The organism is Streptomyces sp. NPDC002309 (assembly GCF_053593375.1).
The window spans coordinates 18658-39513 of sequence record NZ_JBSFCI010000014.1; the positions used below are offsets into that span (position 1 = coordinate 18658).

Sequence of the window (20856 nt, forward strand, 5' to 3'; positions counted from 1 at the left end):
CGCTCCGGCCGCCGTCGCGGACCTCAGAGCCCCTGGCCGAGCCGGATCCGCAGCCGTGCGCCGTCCGCGCCGCCCGGCCAGGTGACGAGTCGGCAGCCGTTCTCCGCCTCCGTCACCTCGGCGCCGCCGCCCTCGTCGACGAGAACCTCCCGGCCGGTCTCCAGCAGGGCGCTGCCGGGGCCCTCGCCACGGCGCAGCAGGAGCGTGGAACCGTCGCCCGCGCCGTCCAGTTCGGCGGTCGCCCACCGCAGGACGGCGCCGTCCAGGCGGATGTCGAGCGGCAGCATCCGCCCGCTGCGCACCGGCAGCTCCAGCGCGGCTCCCCCGGCCAGCGGCACGCCGTCCACGTCCAGGGTGAACTTCTGCGGGACCTGGGAGATGTTGACCAGGTGGAGGAGGCGCTGGCCGGTCGCGTCCGCCGTGCTGGTGACGACGAGACCGGGCGCCTCGCCGTGCGCGACCAGGCGCCGGCGCACTCCGAGCCTGGCGCACACGGCGCGCCAGAAGTCGAGGTGGCAGGGGTAGTCGCAGGCCATGACGATCGCGTGGCCGCCGCCCTCCGTGCGTACCTCGAAGGCGACCGGCGAGCCGTCGGCGACGTCGAGGACGAGCGGTTGCGCGTCGGTCTCTCCCGTGGCGCGCAGGCGTTGCAGGACGCCGACCCGGACCTCGGGCTGCGGGCCGGCCCAGTCGCCGGCGCGCACGGACGGGAAGTAGTGGACCGTGGCGTCGACGGTCTCGGTGACGGCGACGCCCAGGGCGTCGGCGAGCACCGTGCACGGTGTCCCGTCGTCGTCCAGCACGGGCAGCACTCCGTGCAGCAGCAGGCGTCCGCCGGCCCGGACGAACGCGGCGAGGCGCTCCTGCACGGCCCGGCCCAGGACGGACGGCGTGGCAAGGGCCACGGCCGGTCCGGCCGGGTCGAGGGCGCTGCCGGCCGAGGTGGGGGCGGCGGACAGGTCGACCGCCCCGAAGGAGTGACCTCCGAGCAGCAGGGCACGGGCCAGGATGTCGCGGGGGCCCATGCCCCGGTACCGCTCGACCTCTTGGACGAGCTCGCGCCGCCGGGCGGCTTCCGGGTGCGAGTACTCGGTGAGGTAGTGGTCCTGGACGTAGCCGAGGACGACGTCGTCGTGCTCCTCGTCCATGTCGGCCAGCAGGTGCTCGGCGCCGTGGACGGCCCGGACCACGTTGCGAACCGCCGGATAGGTGGGGCTGATCCGGCCCTCGGGGTCGACGGGGGCGGCGAATCCGTGGCGCTCCCCGGTGAAGGCGATCCGGTCGTTGCCGTCCCCGACGGGCTCGTCGAGGGGCGGGTTGTGGCCGCCCGCGAAGAGGTAGTAGCTGATCAGCCGGTTGCCCTGCGCGACGCACAGCCGCGTCTTCAGCTCGGTGGCCTCCGGACTGGCCTCGCGGCTGAGGTCCTCGACGTAGTTGCCGGTGCCGGACTCGAACTCGAGGGAGGTCAGGGGCTGGTCGGCGTCGTGGACGGCGGCCATGAACGCGTTCATGACGTACAGGTCCGGGACGTTCTCGACGGTCAGTTCGCCGAGGTAGTGGTCGGAGCCCGAGGTGGTCTGCGGCAGGCCCGCGTACGCCTTGGAGAGCTGGCTGATGCCGATCGGGAACGTCCGGCCGCGCCCCTCGGACGTGCCGTGCAGATTGACGAGGAACGGCACACCGTGGATGCCGTGCCGCACGGCGCTCTCGCGCAGCCGCAGCAGGTACCGGGCGTAGCGGTCGCGGTGGTGGGTGCCGAGGTCGTGGTGGAGCGCCAGCTGCTGCGCCTCGCTGCCGCCCCGGGTTCCTCCCGCGCGCCACTGGGCCGCCCATGCCTCGGGGTCGCGCGGGTCGGCGCCGTAGCGCTGCCGCGCGTCGTCGGCTCCCCACTGCTCGACCGCCCAGGACGCCAGATCCTGGAGGGTGCGGTCGGTCAGCTCGGGGGTGTTGGTGACCCAGGAGAGCATGCCGACCTCGTTGTCGAGCTGCACCGCGGCGACAGGTCCACCGCGGGTGACCAGCCGGTCGGCGAGAACGGGAATGATCTCGCCGAACCAGCGCTCGGCCTGGGCGAGGTAGCCGGGTTCGAGGTAGTCGAGCGTCTGCGTCGGGCCGCGCTCACCGTCCCAGCCGAGGGGTATCGCGGCGGGGTGTTCGCGGTAGACGCGGAACGGGATGCCCTCGTTCTTGAGCTCGGCCATGATGAACGGGCCGGGGCGGGCGATGACCAGGAGGTCGCGTTCGGCGGCGAGGTCGAGGAAGCCGACCAGGTCGCGGTACTCGCTGGTGGCGCCGGTCAGGTCGACCTCGCCGGAGGCGGTCTCGTGGATCAGCCACGGCATGTAGGCGGCGACGGCGGTGCATCCCGCGGCGACGAGCTTGTCGAGCCGGTCCGCCCAGTCGCGGCGGTGGAGGCGGAAGTAGTGCACCTCGCCTGCCATCAGGATCCGCGGGACCCCGTCGACGAGGAGTCGGCGCCGCTCCAGCCGCACTCCGTCCGCGGGCCGACCGGGGGTGTCGGGGTGGCCGGGAATCGTCGCTGCCGGGGCGTTGTCTGAAGGGGGTGTCTTCACGGAGGAGTCCTCGGGTGATCGTCAGGGGGTATCGGACGGGCGGTGGTCCGCGGTGCCGGGCCGCGCTCGACTACGAGGGCGCGCCACGGTCATACCGAGGGGAGCTCGCCGGCGACCGTGCGGTCCGGGCCGAGGTCGGCGGCGTCGTACGGCCGCTCGACTCAGGGTTCTCGCCTCTCGCGGCTCTCCGGTGCGCGCACCACCCTGAACCCCGTGTTCCCGCTGGAGCTGTCCGGGGTGTTGCCCATGCGGGCCGATGTGCGGTAGCGGAGGCAGTACGACTCGTGGCACAGGTGCGAGCCGCCCTTGAGGACGCGGGCGCCCGGGGCGAACCGGTCCGCGCACCACTCCCACACGTTGCCGGTCATGTTGAACAGGCCGTGGGCGTTCGGCGGGAAGGCGTCCACCGGGCAGGTCGCGCGGTAGCCGTCGGCGGCGGTGTTCCGCCCGGGGAACGTGCCGCGGAAGATGTTCATGCGGTACTCGCCGCCCGGGTCGCGTTCGTCGCCCCAGGGGTACGGCCGGCCCTCCAGTCCGCCACGCGCGGCGTACTCCCACTCGGCCTCGGACGGCAGCCGTGCCCCCGCCCAGCGGCAGTACGCGAGGGCGTCGTCGTACGACACGTGGACCACCGGGTGGTCCCCGCGGCCGTCGAGGACGGACGCGGGGCCTTCCGGGTGGCGCCAGTCGGCGCCGTGGACCTGCCGCCACCACGGGGTGTCGGCCGCCGCGCGGGTCGGCGGGAAGTCGTCGGGGAGGAAGCCGCCGAAGACGAAGGACCAGCCGAAGCGTTCGGCGTCCGTACGGTGGCCGGTGGCCTCGGCGAAGGCGGCGAACTCCGTGGTGGTGACGGCCGTCGCGCCGATGGTGAAGGCGTCGACCGTCACCTCGCGGACCGGGCCCTCGCGGTCCGCCGGGTACGGGGAGTCGTCGCTGCCCATGAGGAAGGAGCCGCCGGGCAGCTCCCGCCAGCCGCCGTGCGGGACGGCGGCGGCGGGAGCGTGCTCGACGCGGATCGCGGTCGCCGCCGCCGTGCGTGACTGCGGGGGCCGCCGCGGAGCGCAGCAGGCCGAGCGATCCGAGTCGTGGCTCACCGGGCGGCCCTCACTCGGCAGGGCGGAGATCGAAGATCCCGTACCCGAAGCCCGCGACGGTCAGCAGGTCGTCGTCGTTCACCTCGGCTCCGGCTGCCTCGACAGCCTGGGTGGCGCCGCTGGTGACGCCTTCCGGCAGCGTGAACTCCGCCCGCTCACGGCGGGGGTTGACGACGATCAGGTACCGCCCGCCGCGCACGTACACGAAGGGGTACCCCTCGTGCAGCACCCGCACCTCCGCCTCGCTGCCCAGCTCGGGCGTCGACTTGCGCAGGGCGATCAGGCGGCGCACCAGGTTCAGGAGGGAGTCGGGGTCCTCGCGCTGGGCGGCGACGGTGGGGTGGGCGGGGTCCGGGTCCACGGGGAGGTAGAGGCGTTCGGCGGTGGCGGTGGAGAAGCCGGCGTTCGCGGTGTCGTCCCACTGCATCGGGGTGCGCGAGCCGGCCCGGTTGTAGCGGGGGCCGAGGACGCTGCCCTCGTGCTCCGGCAGGCCGGGGACGTAGCGCATGCCGATCTCGTCGCCGTAGTACACGGCAGGCAGGGTCGGCCAGGTCAGCTGGAAGGCGAAGGCCGCGGGGAGCTGCTCGGCGGTGCGCGGTCCGGAGGCGAGGCGGGAGAAGTCGTGGTTGGCGGTGGGCAGGGCGACGAAGCCACCGCGCCCGGCGTCGGAGATCGCGGCGGTGGCGGTCCGCCAGCCGTCGAGGAAGGTCCCCAGGGACCCCGCGCCGTCGGCGCCGAAGTAGGGCTCCAGCGGGGCCCAGCCCTCGCTGACGGTGCCGGTGTTGTTGTTCCACAGGGAGCGCAGTTTGAGGCCGTCGTCCTCGGCGCCGAACTGCAGGAAGAAGTCGGCGTGGAAGCCGGCCGGCACGGAGACGGCCGGGTCGCCCCACTCGGACAGCATCGCGGCCCGCGGATGCCTCTTGTCCATCCAGTCGCGCATGTCGCGCCAGAGGCGGGCCGACTCGGCGTGGCCGGGGTCGTCCTTGACGAGCGACGCGGCCATGTCGACGCGGAATCCGGACAGACCCAGGTCGATCCAGTGCTCCATGATGTCGCGCAGGGCCTGGCGGTTGGCGCGCGGTCCTTCGGCGTCGACGGGCTGCCGCCAGGGCTCGTCCGGGTGGGTGCGCGCGTAGCCGAAGTTGAGGGCGGGCTGGCTGGGGAAGAAGTTCGGCTTGTACCAGCCGCGCCGGGTGCCGGGCGAGGGCTGGAATCCGTCGCCCGGGTCGGTGTCGCCCTCGGCCCAGATGTAGCGGTGGTCGGAGGTGTCGTCGGCGGACGCCCTGAACCAGGGGTGCTGGTCGGAGGTGTGGCCCGCCACGAGGTCGAGCAGGAGGCGGATACCGCGGCGCCGGGCGCTGTCGGCGAGCCTGGCCAGGCTGTCGTTGGTGCCGTAGCGGGGGGCGACGGTGAGGTAGTCGGACACGTCGTAGCCGGCGTCCTGGAACGGCGAGGCGAAGCACGGGTTGAGCCAGACCGTGTTCACACCGAGCCAGGCGAGATGGTCGAGCCGCTGCTCGATGCCGGCGAAGTCACCGATGCCGTCGCCGTCCGCGTCGGCGAAGCTCTGCGGATAGATCTGGTAGAGGACCGCGTCGGCCAGCCACTCCGTGGCCGGGCGGTTGTCGGGGCCGGAGCCGTTCGTCGTCATGGGATCGTCCCTTCAGGAGGCGGTCGGCGCGGGCAGCACGCCCTCCGGCGTGTCGCCGAAGTGGCGCTGGAGTTGGGCCAGTTGTGCCGTGAGGTCCTCGACGATGTCCGCATACAGCGGGTCGTCGTGGCGGTTGTGCAGCTCGTGCGGGTCCTGGGTCAGGTCGAACAGCTCCCAGGCGGGCGTGCGCGGCGCCTGCTTGGCACCGTCCGCCCCCGACCCGTGACCCGGGTAGTGGATGAGCTTGTGTGTGCGGGTGCGGATGCCGTAGCAGGCCTGGACGTTGTGGCAGACGTCCAGATGCATGTAGTAGCGGTAGTAGACGGCGTCCCGCCACTCCTGCCCGTCCTCCCCCTTCAGCAGGGGTAGGAGCGACCGGCCCTGCATGCGGGAAGGAGGTGCCACGCCCGCCATGTCCAGCAGGGTGGGGGCGTAGTCGATGTTGGCCACCAGTTCGTCGTGGCGGGAACCGGCCTCGGTGACGCCGGGCCAGCGCATCACCAGCGGGATACGCATGCCCTCCTCGTACATGAACCGCTTGTCGAACCAGCCGTGCTCGCCGAGGAAGAAGCCGTGGTCCGAGGTGTACGTGACGGCCGTCGAGCCCGCCAGGCCGGCGACGTCGAGGTAGTGCAGCACGCGGCCGACGTTCTCGTCGAGGGCGGCGATCACCCGGAGGTAGTCCTTGATGTAGTGCTGGTAGCGCCACTCGCGCTCCTCGCGCGGTGACAGTCCGGGCGGCACCGGCACACCTTTGAGGTCCTGGTCGTCGAGGTCCTCCATGCTCATCCGCGCCTCGTGCGCGGCGGGGGCGCGGCCGTCGAGGTCGTCGTGGAGGGTGGGCGGGGCGGGGATGTCCTCGTGCGCGTACAGGTGCCGGTGGCGTTCGGCGGGCTCGAACGGGCGGTGCGGCGCCTTGTGCTGGATCAGCAGGCAGAAGGGCTGGTCGGGGTCACGCTTGTCGAGCCAGTTCAGCGCGAGGTCGGTGATGATGTCGGTGACGTAGCCCGGGTACGTCTTCCTGCCGTGGGCGGTGAGGAACTCGGGGTCGTGGTAGACGCCGTGTTCCGGCAGGATCTCCCAGTGGTCGAAGCCCTCGGGGTCGTGGCCCTCGCCGTGGCCGAGGTGCCATTTTCCGACGATGGCGGTCTGGTAGCCCGCCTCCTGGAGCATCTTCGGGAACGAGGGCTGCCTCGCGTCGAACCTGTGGTCCGGGCCCTCCAGCGAGGTCATGCCGTTGACATGGCTGTAGGTGCCGGTCAGGAGGGTGGCGCGGGCGGGCGAGCAGATCGCGTTGGTGCAGAAGGTGTTCTCGAAGACCGTGCCCTCGGCGGCGAGGCGGTCGACCGACGGCGTCTCGTTGATCACGCTGCCGTAGGCCCCGATGGCCGCGGGAGCGTGGTCGTCGGTCATGAACAGGATGATGTTCGGACGCTGGTCGGTGGTCATGGGCGGTGGGCTCCGGTGAGGGGGGGGGTGAGAGCGTACGTTCCGTTGCGAGAGCCGGGGTGGCACCGCGGCGAGAGGCGACGCCTACGCCGGGGGTCACGTCCGCCGTCGCGAACGGCGGACGTGACCGGACCCGGCGTGTCAGCCGACCGTCAGAGTGCAGCGGGCCTCGGCCAGGGAGTCCGTACCGGCGTAGAGGTCGATCCTGCCCGGCTCGACGGTGAAGTGACCGGCCTGGTCGTTCGTCCAGAAGCCGAGGTCCTCGGCGCCGAGCGTGAAGCGCACCTGCGTGGTCCGCCCCGGTTCGAGCGTGACGCGACGGAACCCGCGCAGCCGGCGCACCGGCTGGGCGATGCTCGCCACCGGGTCGTGGACGTAAAGCTGGACGACCTCGTCGCCGGTGAGTTCGCCGGTGTTCGTCACGTCCACGCGGACCTCGACGGACTCGCCGCGCCCCAGCTCGTCGACGGTGACCGACTGCCGGTCGAGCCGGGGCTCCCCGATGGCGAACGTGGTGTAGCTCAGGCCGTGCCCGAAGGCGAACTGCGGTCCGTCGGCGAGGTCCAGGTACTTGGAGACGTACTTCTCCTCGTCGTTGGCCGGGTCGTAGGGGCGTCCCGTCCTCTCCCGGTTGTAGTAGAGCGGGATCTGGCCGACCGCGCGGGGGAAGGTGACCGGCAGCTTGCCGCCGGGGTTGACGGCCCCGAAGAGCACGTCGGCGACGGCGTTCCCGGCCTCGATGCCCGGGTGCCACGCCTCGAGCAGCGCCGGGACGCCGTCCACCCAGTTGCCGATCGTCAGCGGACGGCCGTTGAGCAGCACGACCGCGAACGGCCTGCCGGTGGCGGCGACGGCGGCGATGAGCTCCTCCTGCCCGTCGGGCAGGGAGATCTCGCTGCGCACCGCGGCCTCACCGCTGAGCTCGGGCTCCTCACCGACGACGACGACCGTGACCTCGGCGGACTCGGCGGCGGCGACGGCCTCGGCCACGTCGGACCCGGCGTGCACGACCTTCGCGGCGGGGACGGCGGCGCGTACCGCCTCCAGGACGCTGACCGACGGGAACCGGCGGCAGCCGGGACCGGCCCAGGTGCCGTGCAGATCCGTGTGGTCGGCGAACGGGCCGACCACCGCGATGGACCCGGCACCGGTGTCCAGCGGCAGCACACCGCCGTCGTTCTTCATGAGCACCATGGAGCGGGCTGCGGTCTGCCGCGCCGCCTCCCGGGCCTGCGGTGTCGGCGCGTCGATGGCCGCGGACTCGTCGGTGTACGGGTCGTCGAAGAGGCCGAGCGCGAACTTCAGCCGCAGGATGCGGGCGACGGCGTCGTTCAGTCGGTCCTCGGTGATCCGGCCTTCCGCGAGCAGCCGCTCGCCGTGCGCGGCGATGTTCGTGCTGACCATCTCCATGTCGAGGCCGGCCATCAGGGCCAGTCGCGCCGCGTCGGCGCCGTCCTCGGCGTAGCCGTGGGCGATGAGCTCCTCGACACCCGTGTAGTCGCTGACGACCACCCCGTCGAAGCCCCACTCCTCCTTGAGGATGCCGGTCATCGTGTGCGGGTTGCCGTGCGCCGGGACGCCGCTGACGGTGTTGAACGCCGCCATGACGGTGGCCACTCCGGCGTCGACGGCGGCCCGGAACGGCGGCAGGTAGAGATTACGGAGCCGCTGCTCGGAGGCGTCGACCGTGTTGTAGTCCCGCCCGCCCTCGGCGCCGCCGTAGGCGACGAAGTGCTTCGCGCAGGCGGCGACGTTGCCGTCGGCGGTGAGGTCGTCGCCCTGGTAGCCGCGGACCTTGGCCACCGCGAGGACGGCGTTGAGGTACGGGTCCTCGCCGCTGCTCTCCGCGATACGGCCCCAGCGGGGCTCGTGGGTGACGTCCATCATCGGCGAGAACGTCCAGCGCACGCCATTGGACCTGGTCTCCCTCGCCGAGACCTCGGCGTCGCGCTCGACCACCGCCGGGTCGAAGCTGGAGGCCTGGGCCAGCGGGATCGGGAAGGTGGTCCAGAAGCCGTGGATCACGTCGAAGCCGAAGAGCAGCGGGATGCCCAGCCGGGACTCCTCGACCGCCATGCGCTGGAGGGTGTTGGTGTGGGCCGCGCCGTGCAGGTTCAGCACCGAGCCGAGCAGGCCGGCCCGGGCCGCACGCTCGACCTCCTCGGTCTGGCCGCCGCCGGGGCCGGTGTCGCCGGTCCAGGTCAACTGTTGGAGCTGGCCCAGCTTCTCCTCGATCGTCATCGAGTCGAGCAGGTCCTTGACCTTGTCTTCGTACGGTCCGCCGAGCATCTCAGTCCCTTTACTCGTTCGCGCCGCCATCGCAGGGCTGACGACCCCTGGCTGTATGCGCATACATTCTCTCTTGCACGATATCCCCCGCACCTGCGGGTGGGGCAACACCGGTGGGTGCGGCACCCGGTGCCCCTCGCCGGCCGACACAGCCGGGCGGCGAGGGGGAGTTCAGCCCTGGTACACGGTGAACTCCGGCCGCCGCGTCCGCGGTACGGTGCGGAAGTTCCGCCCCGGTACACGGTGAACGCCGGCCGCCGCGTCCGCGGCACGGTACGGCGGCCCCCCGGAGAAGACCTTCGCGCCGGTGCGGCGGGCCCGTTCACCGACGGCCATGCCGGTCCCGTCACTTGACGAGCGGCGGTGGGTGGTACGGGGCCGGCGGCCGTCAGGGTGCCGCCGGCCCCGTACGGATCACGGGCGCGCCCGCTACTTGATGCCCGCCGTGGCGATGCTCTGCGTGAAGTAGCGCTGCAGCACGATGAAGACGGCGAGGACCGGCAGCACGACCAGGAACGCGCCGGCCATCAGCACACCGTTCGAGCCGTTGGCCTTGGTCGGGTCGGTGGCGAAGGTGGCCAGCGCCACCGGGAGCGTGTACTTCTCGACGTCGTTGGTCGCGATCAGCGGCCACAGGAAGTTGTTCCACGAGCCGAGGAAGACGAAGATCGACAGGGTCGCCAGAGCGGGCTTCACCTGGGGAATCACGATCCGCCAGAAGATGTACCACTCGCGCGCCCCGTCCACCCGGGCGGCCTCCAGCAGCTCGTCGGGGACGGCTGACATGAACTGCCGCATCAGGAAGACCCCGAAGGCACCGGCCGCCGACGGCAGGACGAGCCCCGCGTAGGTGTCGAGGAGGTTCATCTTGCTCACCATGACGAACTGCGGCATCAGCATCAGGTTGCCGGGCACCATCAGCGCCGCCATGACGACGCCGAAGACCACCTTCTTGCCCGCGAAGTTCAGCTTGGCCAGGGCGTAGCCCAGCATGGAGCAGAACAGCAGGTTGCACAGGGTGACGAGGAGCGCGACAAGTGTCGAGTTGAAGAAGTAGCGGGGCACGTCCAGGAGGTCGAACAGCCTGCTGAAGTTGGCCGTCGTCCAGTCCGTGGGGATCCACACCGGCGGACTCGCCGAGAGGTCCTGGGGCGTCTTGAACGCGGACAGGCCCATCCACACGAAGGGCGCGGTCGTGACCAGCAGACCGAGGCCGAGCAGCGCGTAGGTGACGCCCCTCGCCCGGCGGGTACGGCGGTCCCGGGCGGCGTACCCGTCGCGGCGCGCGGTGGTGGTGGCACTCGTGTCGGTCGTGGCGCTCATTTGGTCTTGTCCTTCAGCAGCCGCATCTGGAGCAGCGTGACGGCCAGGATGATCACGAACAGGGTGTAGGCCATCGAGCTGGCGTAGCCCATGTTGAAGAAGTTGAAGCCCTCGCGGTACATGAGGAGCGAGACCGTGAGCGTGCTGTCCGAGGGACCGCCGTTGGTCATCACGAACGGCTCCTCGAAGACGTTGAGGAAGCCGATCGTCGTCATCACCGTCACGTAGAGCGTGGTGGGCCGCAGCAGCGGGACGGTGATCCTGCGGAACTCCTGGAAGGCGCCCGCGCCGTCGAGCTTCGCGGCCTCCCGTACCTCGGTGGGGATCGCCTGCAGCCCCGCGAGGAACAGCACCATCGACGTGCCCATGTTCCGCCAGACCGCCATCGCGATCAGCGACGGCATGGCGAGGGACTCGGAGGCGAGGAAGTCGGGGGCGGTGAGTCCCACCTGGGCGGCCAGCCCGGCGATCAGGCCCTCACTCGGGTCGAGGACGAAGCGCCACACCACGGCGACGGCGACGATGGCCGTGACCACCGGGGCGTAGAAGCCGACCCGGAAGAAGGTGCGGAACCGTTCGATGCCGGAGTTCAGCAGCACCGCCGCCAGCAGGCCGCAGCCGATGGTCAGCGGTACGCCCAGCACCACGAAGTAGCCGGTGTTGAACAGCGCCCGCAGGAACTGCTCGTCGCCGAACAGCTCGGAGTAGTTCTCCAGTCCGACGAACTCGGCGTCGAACGGCTTGGTGACGTTGCGCAGACCGAAGTCCGTGAAGCTCATCACCAGCGTCGCCACTATGGGGATCGCCATGAAGGTGACGAAGAACGCCAGGAAGGGCGTCGAGTAGAGCCAGCCGGCGAGGTTGTGCCGGGAGAGCCGGTCGGGGCGCGGCGGTGTGCCGCCCGGCGACGTCCGGGTGCCGGCTCCGGCCGCCTTGCGCGGCGGACGGGCGGCGGCCCCGCCGGTCACGTCCGGCTCGGCGGGAGTGTCGGTGGCGCCGGCGGCGGCCCGCCCGCTGGGGGCGGACCGCTCGGCGGAGTTCGTACCGCTCATGCCTCAGGACACCAGGCCCTCGGTCTTCTTCTGCAGCTCCTCGGCGAGCGCAGCCGGGTCGCCGCCCTTGGCGAGCTTCTCCAGGGCGACGTCGATCTCGTGGGCGATCTGCTCCCACTTCGCCAGCGGCGGGATCTCCCCGGCACTGTTCAGCGCCTCCTCGAAGACCGCCAGATCGGCGTTCTTGAGCGCCGGCTCGCCCCATGCCTTCTTGTTGGCGGGCAGCGACTTGGACATCTCGTACCAGTCCGCCTGCGTCGCCGGGCTCGTCAGGAACTCGGTGAACTCCTTGGCCGCGGCCTTGTGCTCACTGCTCTCGAAGGTGACGAGGTTGGAGCCGCCGATGATGGAGGCGGGCTGCTTGCCGGCCGGGAGCGGGACCGCCGCCCACTTGCCCTCGATCTGCGGGGCCTGGTCGGTGATGTTCTGCACCATCCAGGGGCCGGAGGCGAACATCGGCACGCTGCCCGCGCCGAAGTCCTTGATCACGTCATATCCGGGGGCGGCGGGAGTGTCCTTCGCCAGACCCTTGTCGAAGAACTTGGCGTACTCGGTGAACGCCGTGACCGCCTCCGGCGAGTTCAGTGCCGGCTTGCCGTCCTTGTCCAGGATGCTGCCGCCCGCCGAGAACAGGTACGGCGCCCAGTTCTGCCAGGAGCCCTGGCCGCCCGCGGGGTGGGAGTAGGCCCACTTCGTGGTGTCGAGCTTCTTGTACGCCTCGGCGAGGGCGAGCTGGTCGTTCCAGGTTTCCGGGGCCTTGGCCACCCCCGCCTTGTCGGCGAGGTCGGTGCGGTAGTAGAGGACGCGGGTGTCGACGTACCACGGCACGCCGTAGACCTGCCCGTCCCTCTCGCTGCCCTTCCAGGCGGCGGGGAAGAAGTCGTCCGCGTTGAACGCCTTCTTGTCCACCGGCTCCAGCACGCCCAGGTCCATGAACTCACCCATCCAGGTGGAGCCCAGCTGCGCCAGGTCGGGCAGCTCGTCGGCGGCCGCGGCGGAGACGAGCTTCTGGTGCGCGACGTCCCAGCCCACCGGGGTCACCTTGACGGTGATGTCCGGGTGCGTGTCGTTGAACTTCTTGGCGATCTCCGCGACCCGCTTGCCCTCCTCACCCATGGCCCACACGGTGAGGGTCTGCTTGGCGTCCGCGCCCAGCTGGTCGCCGTCTCCGCTGCTGCAGGCCGTCAGTCCGAGCGACAGTGCGACGGCGGTTGTGGCGATGGCGGCACGCGACAAAGCAATACGGGACATGCGAGCTCCTCCTTGAGTACGCGCGTCTTTCTGTAAGCGCATACATGATCCTTCAGGACGCGTTCGGGCTGACGCAAGCGACAAGTGGTAACGCTTCTGTAAACGTGCCGAAACCTTGCTTGCGGCGGGTTGCCGGCGCACACGTGACGGGCGCGGGCGGCCCGACAGGTGCCGGAAATGGTGCGCGAGGAGGTGCGGACTGCGTCAGTCCGGGGCCGTGGTGGCGTTACGCGGCCGGATGATGACCGTCGGTAGGGGAATCGCTGAGAGAAGTTCGCTGTATGCGCATACCGGGTCGGGGCGGGGCGACCTGGAGCGCGTCGGGCGTCGGTGCCTTGGGGGACGGGCGTCGGCGCATCGTGGGACCGGCGTCGGGCGACAGGTACCGGGCGTCGGCGCGCCCCAGGTACCGGGCGTCGGGTGCCGGGACCGGCCGCGTGCCGGGAGCGGCCAGGTGCGAGGTTGCCTAGACCCCGCACCCGCAACTGGCGCGCAGGGCCAACGTGGTCGGCAGGGTGCGCGAGAGCGTCGGGCGGGCACGGTCGGCGATCCGCGCGACGAGCAACTCCACGGCCTCCTCGCCGAGTCGGCTCATGGGCTGCCGGACGGTGGTGAGCGCCGGGGTGACCAGGCGGCCCAGCGGAATACCGTCGAACCCGGTGACGGCGAGTTCGGCGGGAACGCGGATCCCCCGCTCGGCGAGCGCCTGGAGTGCCCCCACGGCCATCTGGTCGTTCGCGAAGACCATGCCCTGCGGACGCGGCCCCTCCCCGTCCAGCAGTTCCATCGCGGCCTTGCGTCCGGAGAGCAGGGTCAGGTCGCCCCGCACGGCGGGCCGCTCGGGCAGCGGCAGTCCCGCCGCGAGATGGGCCGCCTGGAAGCCGCGGAATCGCGCCTCCGCGTCCGGCGAGTCCTCGGCTCCGCCGACGAACGCGAGGTTCGTCAGCCGGTGGCCTTCGATCAGGTGCCGGGTGAGTTCGAGCAGGCCGTCGAAGTTGGCCACCTCGACGGCGTCGAGACCGGCCGACAGCGACCCCGCGAGCACGACCACCGGCAGCCGCCGCGAGACCACGTCCAGCACCGCCGGCGGAACGTGCTGAGCGAGGATCGCGAGGCCGTCGACCCGGCCGGCCACGTCCGACAGCACCTCCCCCGCCCGGTCGGCATGGGCCGCGGAGATGAGCAGCGCGTAACCGTGCCGCCGCGCGGCGCGCTCCATCCCCCGGATGACCTCGTCGCCGTAGAAACTCAACTCGGCCTGGTCGGCGTCCGGCGCCGTCCCCTCGGCCTCCGGATCGGCGAAGTCGGGGAAGCACAGCCCGAGCACCCCGGTGGCCCGGCTGGCCAGCCCCCGCGCGCTCGCACTGGGCAGGTAGCCGAGATCGTAGGCCGCGGCCAGCACCTTCTCGCGCGTGGCGACCCGTACCGAGTCGGGCATGCGGTAGACACGGGAGACCGTCGCGATGGACACACCGGCGCGCTCGGCGACGTCGTAAACGGTGGGATCACCCATGCTGGAGCTGCCCGCCCTCGATATCTGCTGAGATTTTCACAAATCTGCGCCGTCTGACTGTGGAAGCGCATTCAGCCTAGTTGGCGCACTCCGGGACTGACAACCTTGCCCCGGCGGAACGGACACGTCCGCGCCACCCCGCCTCGACCAGCTGAAGCTGTGTCATCACCGACGCGTTCCGCGACACCGGCACCCACTGTTGCGTGCACCGGCCCCCGTGCGAGCAGCACGCGCGTCAGAGCCCGACCGACCCGTGACGGACCGACGTGATCCTCGCCGACGGGCCGCCCGCACCGCGCCCCACGTCTGCACGGGCGGTGAGCGGGAACGGCGACCGTGGCCGCCGGCAGGGCACCGTGACGGCGTCCGTTCGCGCGCCCGCTCCAGCTGACATCAGGCCGATCTTCGCGTGGCCGGTCCCGCTGTCCGATCCTCCGCGGCACAGCAGGAACCGGGCCCGCCAGGCGATCAAGGATCAAGGGCTGCGCACGCCGACTCGCCCGCCGCCGGGCGAACCGAAGCCGGCACCGACCTCGCCGCCGACACCGGATGGATAAGGAATCCCCACTCGACGCGCAACAGATCCGGCCGACCGCTGCCGGCCTCGCCGGTGATGCACAGCGCGTCCATGGGGCCGACGCAGACAAGCAGGACTCCGCTTCGTACGACGCCCTGGCCGACTCCCCGGCCGACTCCCGGGTGAAACCCGGGCACCTGCTCCGCGCGGCGGGCGGCACCGGCCAGCCGGGCTCAATACGGTGGCGGACGTGCTGCTGAGCTGTGCGTTCGTCAATCTGAAGCCCGGGGTCGGGAAGACGACCAGCGCTGTCTGGCTGGCCCATGCGCTCCACGAGCTGGGCCTGCCCCCGCTGCTCGTCGACAGCGATCCGGCCGGTTCCGCGTTGCGCTGGAGCGAACTCGCCGGCGGCTTCCCGTTCCCTGTGATCGCCCTGCCGGTGGGCGACGTCCACCGTCGCATCGACGACTTCCTCGGCGGCCGGCGGGCCGTGGTGCTCGACGCCCCGCAGCTCGAGGACCACGCCCGCATCGCCCGTAGCGTCATGCGCCACGCCAACGAGTGGCTCGTGCCGGTCACTCCGGCCCCCATCGAGCTGGACCGGATGGCCCCCATTCAGAACGAGATGGGCGATGTGCAGTCCCTGCGCGCGGAACCGGCCCGCACCGCGGTGCTGCTCAACCGCACCAACCGGCCCGACACCACCCGTACCGGTCCCGACGCCGACGCCCGGGAGGTGCTCGCGGAACGGGGGTTCCACGTGCTCGACACGCAGATCGCCCGCCTCGACCTCTACTCGCAGTCGTTCGGCGGTCCGGTCCGCGTCCGGGGGACGGCCTACATCGACCTCGCGAACGAACTCCTCAAGCGTCAGGAAAACGCATGAACCAACGCAAGGACAACTACCGCGCGGCCCTGCGACGCGGTCAGGCGGACCCGCAACCCCAGACGCCCAAAGCAGCGACGCTGACCAGCAGGTACGTCCGGATCACCATCGAGCTCGAACCGGACCTGCAGCGTCACCTGGACCAGTGGACGGCGCCGACGATCGCCCTGCTGACGAACGCCGGTACGGCCGCCCTGCGTGTCCTGACCGCGTTCGCTCCCGGCACGCCGTCGTCGGGCACGGGGAGCCGTACCTGACCGCTGGACACATCACGTGGCACCGCGAGGAGTTGGCCGACCGTGCGACGAGGGACGGTGGCCGCAGAGTCGACCTGGTCGTTCTCGCGCCCTTCACCGTCTTTGTCCGCGGCTCTCATCGGCCTTTGTCCGCCGCTGTCATCGACGGCAGTCGCAGGAGAGCGAACCCGCCCGCCACGGCGAGGCAGGGACTTCCCGGACCGCACAGGCCGCGCGCGGGTCCGGCAGCGCGCCGGTCAGCCACGACGGCCTGCCGACTCCTCCAGACGCTCGACCAGTTCGGCGGCCATGGCCTTGACGGTCTCCAGCCCCGTGTGCCCCCACGGGTGCGGGTCCTGGTCGACCACGCAGATCGTGCCGAGCACCACACCGGTGCTGTCTATCAGCGGTGCGCCCAGATAGGAAAGAACGCCGAGCGCGTCGACCACCGGGTTGCCCGCGAACCGCGGGAAGTCCCGGATGTCCTCCAGCACCAGCGCCCGGCGGCGCTTGACCACGTGCGGGCAGATGCCCATGTCGATGGTGCGGGGCACGACCCGGCCGGGTATGGGTACCTCCAGCAACGGCGGCCCCAAGTGGACCGTGGTGTCCTGCGCGGCGCTGTACAACCCCGCGTAGTACTGGCGGTCGGCGTCGACGAAGAAGTTGACTCCGGCGTAGCAGCCGCCGGCGCGGTGTGCCAGCTCCCTTGCGAAGGCGTCGAGTTCCGCGTCCGGACGGGCGTCGATGCCCAGCTCGCGCAGCCGCTCGGACCGGGCACGCACCTCCGGGTCCTCCGGGGGGATGAGCAGATGGCGCAGGGCGATCCCTGACTCAGGCCCGGACGAGGGGTTCGTCGGTGTCGCTGCCATGGAGACTCCTTGTCGTGATCAGGTGCTGAATCAGATCGAGCAGCACGCGGATGCCCGTGCTCTGGACGCGGGCGTCGCACAGCACGACCGGCACCTCCTGCCTGAGGTCGAGCGCGGTCCGCACCTCCTCGGCGCGGTAGCGGTGGGCCCCGTCGAACTCGTTGACGGCGACGACGAAGGGAATGCCGCGCCGCTCGAAGAAGTCCACCGCCGCGAAGGAGTGCTCCAGCCTGCGGGTGTCGGCGAGGACCACCGCTCCGAGCGCTCCCTCGGAGAGTTCGTCCCACATGAACCAGAAGCGCTCCTGTCCGGGCGCACCGAACAGGTACAGGACATGGGACGGACTGAGCGTGATCCGGCCGAAGTCCAGGGCCACTGTCGTGGTGGCCTTGTTCTCCACTCCGTCGAGCCGGTCCGTGGCCGCGCTGACCGAGGTCAGCATCTCCTCGGTGCTCAGCGGCTCGATCTCGCTGAGCGCGTTGACGAAGGTGGTCTTTCCCACGCCGAACCCGCCGGCGATCAGTACCTTGATCCCCACCGGCAGGACTTCGGCGGTCAGCGGGTCACAGTCGTTTGAGGAGGCCATCGCGTACCGCTTCCAGGAGGTCTTGGTCAGGTCGTGCGTAGTGGCCCGGGGGCGCGTCACCTGCGACCACCGCGCCGCCCTCGGCCAGATCGGACAGCAGCACCTTGACCACGGCGGCGGGCACCTGCATCCGGGCCGCGACCTCGGCGACGCTCACAGGCCGCTCGCAGAGCGCCAGCACCTGCGCGTGCTCCAGGCCGAAGGCGCCCTGCGTCTGGGTACCGGTGGCCCGCACCACGGTCACCAGCGTGAAGTGGGACGTGGCCCTGGTCCGGCCGTCGCTCACGGTGTAGGGACGGACCAGTCGCCCGGCCGCTTCTTCGGTCAGCGGTCCGTCCGGGAGGACCGGCGTCATCCGTTACCCCACCCGGTGCCGGGGCGGCGTGACCAGGTGCGGGCGCACGCTCTTCACCAACATCCCCATCTCGTAGCCCAGCACCGCCGCGTCGGCCTCGCGCCCGGCCAGCACCGCCAGCACCGCGCCGTGCCCGGCGGCCGAGACGAACAGCAGCGAGTTGCTGAGCTCCGTCACGACCTGTCGCACGTCACCGCCGTCGTCGAAGTACCGGCCCGCGCTGCGCGCCAAGGAGTACAGCCCACTGGCGAGGGCGGCCAACTGGTCCGCGGCGTCCTTGTCGAGCCCCTCCGCCGCCTTCACCAGCCCGTCCGAGGACAGCAACAAGGCGCTGCGGGTGTGCGGAACTCGGTTCACCAGGCCCGCCAACACCCAGGAAAGGTCTTCGCTCGCCACGATCGTGTACTCCTGTTCGACGGAAGGAAACGGCTTGCTGACCGGGCCCCACGCCTTCGGGGCGGCCTCGGCCATCAGGGCGTCGCATCCTCGGCCCTGCGCAGTCCGGTCTGGAACGCGGCCATCAGGCCCGGGTCGTGTGCGATGTCCTCGGAAGCACCGGCACTGCGGACCGGGTGCCGCTGTTCGGCGGCGTGGTCCCGGCGGCGGCGCTGAGGCAGCCGCGGACGGTCGCCCTCGACCTCCTCCTCGCCCTGGCTCTGGCCCTCGGAGGGCACCGGGGCCGGCCGGGGTTCGGCATCGGGCACGGGCGGATCCTCGACGACGGTCACGGCCGCCCCCCGGGGCTCCGCCGCTTCCGGCCGCACCGGGACGTGCGGCGCCGCGTCAGGGGTCGGGGCCCTGTGACGCACGGGAGCCGGCGACTGCGGGCCGAGCAGCGCGGTGGGCAGCACCATGACCGCCTGCGTGCCGCCGTACACGTTGCTCTGCAACCGCACGGCGATGTCGTGCCGCTGGGCCAGGACGGAGACCACATAGAGGCCGATACGGCCGTCCTGCAGCAGCTCGCCGAGGACGACCTTGTCGGGTGCGCCCAGAACGGTGTTCATCTGGGAGCGTTCGGCCGGGGACATGCCCAGGCCCCGGTCCTCGACCTCGATCGCCACCCCCGCGGCGACGGACTCCACGCGCACGTGCACGGTGGTGTGGGGCGGCGAGAAGATCGTGGCGTTCTCCAGCAGCTCGGCCAGCAAGTGGACGACATCGACCACCGCGTGGCCGCTGACCGTCCCCTCGATGGGCGGGACCAGCTTGACCCGGGTGTACTGGTCGATCTCGGCGACGGCGGAACGAAGCACGTCCGTCAGGCTGACGGGGCGGGTCCACTGGCGGTGTGTGTTCGCGCCGCCGAGCACGGCCAGGTTCTCGGCGTAGCGCCGGATCCGGGTGGACAGGTGGTCGACCCGGAACAGCCCCTTGAGCAGGTCGGGGTCCTCGACCTCGTCCTCCAGGCTGTCCAGCAGGCCGATCTCGCGGTGCACCAGGGACTCCAGCCGGCGCGCCAGGTTGGCGAACACCTCGAACTGCTCCAGCCGGGACCCGAGTTCCCCACCGACCGCGCCGGCGGCGGTCTCCAGCAGGGCAGCCTCCGACTCGTGCCGGGCCGCGGCGATCTCGAATCCGAGGCGGGAGAGTTCATCCGCGCCGGCCGGCGGCGGCAGTTCCCGCCGGCGTCGCACTGGGGGCTCTCCGGCACGCAGGCGGCGGCAGAGCTCCTCCAGTTCGGCCCTGCCCTCGACCGTGCTACGGGTCAGCTCGGCCAGCTCGGCACGGTTCCGGTCAGCCGCACGGGACAGCTCCGCCCAGTTCTCGGTGACGGCTCGCGCCTCCGCCGAAGTCCGTATGCCCGCGATCCCGGCCGCCAGGGTGCCGATGAGCACCACGCCGCCGAACACCGCGCTCTGCTCCACCCGGTCCAAGTGGCCGGCGAGAACCAGCGCTGTGGCCGTCGCACCGGCCAACGCGACCACGCCCGGCGGCAGCACGGACCACAGCACCAGGCGCCGCCTCGACGACTCGGCTCGCGCGTCGTCCGGCACACGGGGCACGGACGACGCCGGCCGGTCGTCCGGCGGCATGGAAGCATCACTCATAAAAGTCCCCCCGGACAGTGCGAAGATCAGTCCGAGCGCGCACGCTACCTCGCACAAGGACCCCGGTGTCAGTCCCTGGCCCGTACAGAGATCGAACCGTTGTCCTAGACATCGCCCGGAATCGCCGGTCCAAGGCGTGCGAGGGGGAGGAGCACCAGAAGTGCGGACCGCTGTCCGGGCACTCCACTGAGCCCGGACAGTCCGCCGGTCCGGTGCGCGTGCTTCCGGTGGTTACGGTGCTGTTGGTCTACGACCGGAGGCTGTCCGGGTCGGGGTGGCCGTTCACGGACAGCTGCTGTTGCTCGGCGGCCTCCCACAGTTGCTCGAACCGGCGCAGCAGGGGCTGGACCAGTTCAGGCCGGGCGTTCACGGCGGTTCTCGAGTTCAGCCCCAGCTGGTCGGGGTGGATCTCGTACGACAGCGAATCGTCGAACACGATGAAGTCGATCATGTTGCCGCGGCGGTGGTGAGCCGGGAGCTGGTCCAGAGCCACCACGCGCACCTGCATGCGCATGTCCCGCTGCTCCTCGCAGATCGGGGCCAACGCGGCGCGCTCACCGCGCTTCTTGACGATGAACAGGCGCCGGACCGTGACGCCCCGCTCGACGATCGCCTCGTGCTGGGCGGTCAGATAGCGGTTCGCCGGCTCGGTGGACCAGAAGTTCTCGTCGACGACGCTGGTGCTGATGGCGTCGATGCTGGTTCGGGTGCACTTGGTCAGCGTCATGAGCCAGTCGTGGTTCTCTCCGGGCGTCTCGGCATTGAAGCTGGTCAGGTCCTCCATCACCCCGGCGAGTCGGTTGATCTCCCCGTTCGCGAAGTCGTGCAGGATCCTGGGGCCCGTGGAGACGACCTTGGTGGCGTTCTCGGCGAGTCGGGGCACCCCGTCGTCGCGCAGTTTCTCCACCTCGTTGAAGAGCTTGGTCGCCCTGCCTATGTCGGCGAACCGCTTGCCCACGGCGTCGTTCATGGCGTGCATCTGGTTCACGAAGGACACCAGGAACTGGGCGAGCAGCACTATGCCGCCGCACAGCACCGAGAGCACGAGCTGCCAGGGCCCGTCCTCCTCGGACGAAATGACGTTGGTGAGCAGGTAGACGACTCCACCCACCACGATGGTGACCAGGAGTTTCAGGGTCACATGTCGTGCATTCATTT

17 protein-coding genes are annotated in these 20856 nt (G+C 71.1%); 2 read left to right on the top strand and 15 right to left on the bottom strand.

All coding sequences use genetic code 11. The features are described from left to right. Positions 1–23: 23 nt before the first annotated feature. From ACWCPM_RS14080 to ACWCPM_RS14120, 9 genes are all read right to left on the bottom strand, one after another. Positions 24–2573, bottom strand: coding sequence for a beta-galactosidase (locus ACWCPM_RS14080; RefSeq protein WP_450976405.1), 2550 nt, complete (start codon positions 2571–2573; stop codon positions 24–26). 161 nt (positions 2574–2734) lie between these two features. Continuing rightward, complete coding sequence (locus ACWCPM_RS14085; protein ID WP_450976406.1) at positions 2735–3667, bottom strand: formylglycine-generating enzyme family protein; 933 nt, start codon at positions 3665–3667, stop codon at positions 2735–2737. A gap of 10 nt (positions 3668–3677) precedes the next feature. Further along, positions 3678–5318, bottom strand: a complete 1641-nt coding sequence (locus ACWCPM_RS14090; RefSeq protein ID WP_450976407.1) for an alpha-amylase family glycosyl hydrolase — start codon at positions 5316–5318, stop codon at positions 3678–3680. 12 nt (positions 5319–5330) lie between these two features. After that, positions 5331–6767, bottom strand: a complete 1437-nt coding sequence (locus ACWCPM_RS14095) for a sulfatase family protein (RefSeq protein WP_450976408.1) — start codon at positions 6765–6767, stop codon at positions 5331–5333. Positions 6768–6908: 141 nt separating this feature from the next. Further along, positions 6909–9056: a glycoside hydrolase family 3 N-terminal domain-containing protein gene (locus tag ACWCPM_RS14100; protein ID WP_450976409.1), complete on the bottom strand. Its 2148-nt coding sequence runs from the start codon at positions 9054–9056 to the stop codon at positions 6909–6911. Positions 9057–9485: 429 nt separating this feature from the next. After that, on the bottom strand, positions 9486–10379 hold the full coding sequence (locus ACWCPM_RS14105; protein ID WP_450976410.1) for a carbohydrate ABC transporter permease: 894 nt from the start codon (positions 10377–10379) through the stop codon (positions 9486–9488). Further along, positions 10376–11431 (bottom strand): carbohydrate ABC transporter permease, encoded by a 1056-nt coding sequence (locus tag ACWCPM_RS14110; RefSeq protein WP_450976411.1) that lies wholly within the window; start codon positions 11429–11431, stop codon positions 10376–10378. Before ACWCPM_RS14110 ends, ACWCPM_RS14105 begins: the two co-directional genes overlap by 4 nt. A gap of 3 nt (positions 11432–11434) precedes the next feature. Next, positions 11435–12682: a sugar ABC transporter substrate-binding protein gene (locus ACWCPM_RS14115; RefSeq protein WP_450976412.1), complete on the bottom strand. Its 1248-nt coding sequence runs from the start codon at positions 12680–12682 to the stop codon at positions 11435–11437. A 466-nt stretch (positions 12683–13148) separates the two neighbouring features. Further along, on the bottom strand, positions 13149–14195 hold the full coding sequence (locus tag ACWCPM_RS14120; RefSeq protein ID WP_450976413.1) for a LacI family DNA-binding transcriptional regulator: 1047 nt from the start codon (positions 14193–14195) through the stop codon (positions 13149–13151). 767 nt (positions 14196–14962) lie between these two features. On the opposite strand from ACWCPM_RS14120, the gene ACWCPM_RS14125 reads away from it, so the two are divergent. Together ACWCPM_RS14125 and ACWCPM_RS14130 are read left to right on the top strand one after the other, a co-directional pair. Further along, positions 14963–15598, top strand: coding sequence for a nucleotide-binding protein (locus ACWCPM_RS14125; RefSeq protein WP_450976414.1), 636 nt, complete (start codon positions 14963–14965; stop codon positions 15596–15598). After that, positions 15595–15855, top strand: coding sequence for a hypothetical protein (locus ACWCPM_RS14130; RefSeq protein WP_450976415.1), 261 nt, complete (start codon positions 15595–15597; stop codon positions 15853–15855). Before ACWCPM_RS14125 ends, ACWCPM_RS14130 begins: the two co-directional genes overlap by 4 nt. A gap of 236 nt (positions 15856–16091) precedes the next feature. Here ACWCPM_RS14130 and ACWCPM_RS14135 read toward each other — a convergent pair whose 3' ends face one another. From ACWCPM_RS14135 to ACWCPM_RS14160, 6 genes are all read right to left on the bottom strand, one after another. Beyond that, entirely contained in the window at positions 16092–16706 is a 615-nt protein-coding gene (locus tag ACWCPM_RS14135; protein WP_450976416.1) for a GAF domain-containing protein, read from the bottom strand. Next, positions 16669–17292, bottom strand: a complete 624-nt coding sequence (locus tag ACWCPM_RS14140) for a GTP-binding protein (protein ID WP_450976417.1) — start codon at positions 17290–17292, stop codon at positions 16669–16671. Before ACWCPM_RS14140 ends, ACWCPM_RS14135 begins: the two co-directional genes overlap by 38 nt. Next, positions 17270–17647 (bottom strand): DUF742 domain-containing protein, encoded by a 378-nt coding sequence (locus tag ACWCPM_RS14145; protein ID WP_450976418.1) that lies wholly within the window; start codon positions 17645–17647, stop codon positions 17270–17272. Before ACWCPM_RS14145 ends, ACWCPM_RS14140 begins: the two co-directional genes overlap by 23 nt. A 3-nt stretch (positions 17648–17650) precedes the next feature. Next, positions 17651–18043, bottom strand: a complete 393-nt coding sequence (locus ACWCPM_RS14150; protein WP_450976504.1) for a roadblock/LC7 domain-containing protein — start codon at positions 18041–18043, stop codon at positions 17651–17653. Between the two features lie 74 nt (positions 18044–18117). Continuing rightward, the gene (locus tag ACWCPM_RS14155) at positions 18118–19698 is read right to left on the bottom strand and encodes an ATP-binding protein (RefSeq protein WP_450976419.1); all 1581 of its coding nucleotides are present in this window, start codon (positions 19696–19698) and stop codon (positions 18118–18120) included. Positions 19699–19945: 247 nt separating this feature from the next. After that, positions 19946–20854, bottom strand: coding sequence for a DUF6879 family protein (locus ACWCPM_RS14160; protein WP_450976420.1), 909 nt, complete (start codon positions 20852–20854; stop codon positions 19946–19948). Between the last annotated feature and the right edge of the window lie 2 nt (positions 20855–20856).

Coding starts and splice junctions, on each gene's coding strand:
- ACWCPM_RS14105 (WP_450976410.1), bottom strand. CDS start 10,379: ATGAGCGCCACGACCGACACGAGTGCCACCACCACCGCGCGCCGCGAC.
- ACWCPM_RS14095 (WP_450976408.1), bottom strand. CDS start 6,767: ATGACCACCGACCAGCGTCCGAACATCATCCTGTTCATGACCGACGAC.
- ACWCPM_RS14110 (WP_450976411.1), bottom strand. CDS start 11,431: ATGAGCGGTACGAACTCCGCCGAGCGGTCCGCCCCCAGCGGGCGGGCC.
- ACWCPM_RS14120 (WP_450976413.1), bottom strand. CDS start 14,195: ATGGGTGATCCCACCGTTTACGACGTCGCCGAGCGCGCCGGTGTGTCC.
- ACWCPM_RS14145 (WP_450976418.1), bottom strand. CDS start 17,647: ATGACGCCGGTCCTCCCGGACGGACCGCTGACCGAAGAAGCGGCCGGG.
- ACWCPM_RS14130 (WP_450976415.1), top strand. CDS start 15,595: ATGAACCAACGCAAGGACAACTACCGCGCGGCCCTGCGACGCGGTCAG.
- ACWCPM_RS14100 (WP_450976409.1), bottom strand. CDS start 9,056: ATGCTCGGCGGACCGTACGAAGACAAGGTCAAGGACCTGCTCGACTCG.
- ACWCPM_RS14160 (WP_450976420.1), bottom strand. CDS start 20,854: ATGAATGCACGACATGTGACCCTGAAACTCCTGGTCACCATCGTGGTG.
- ACWCPM_RS14090 (WP_450976407.1), bottom strand. CDS start 5,318: ATGACGACGAACGGCTCCGGCCCCGACAACCGCCCGGCCACGGAGTGG.
- ACWCPM_RS14115 (WP_450976412.1), bottom strand. CDS start 12,682: ATGTCCCGTATTGCTTTGTCGCGTGCCGCCATCGCCACAACCGCCGTC.
- ACWCPM_RS14140 (WP_450976417.1), bottom strand. CDS start 17,292: ATGGCCTCCTCAAACGACTGTGACCCGCTGACCGCCGAAGTCCTGCCG.
- ACWCPM_RS14135 (WP_450976416.1), bottom strand. CDS start 16,706: ATGGCAGCGACACCGACGAACCCCTCGTCCGGGCCTGAGTCAGGGATC.
- ACWCPM_RS14155 (WP_450976419.1), bottom strand. CDS start 19,698: ATGAGTGATGCTTCCATGCCGCCGGACGACCGGCCGGCGTCGTCCGTG.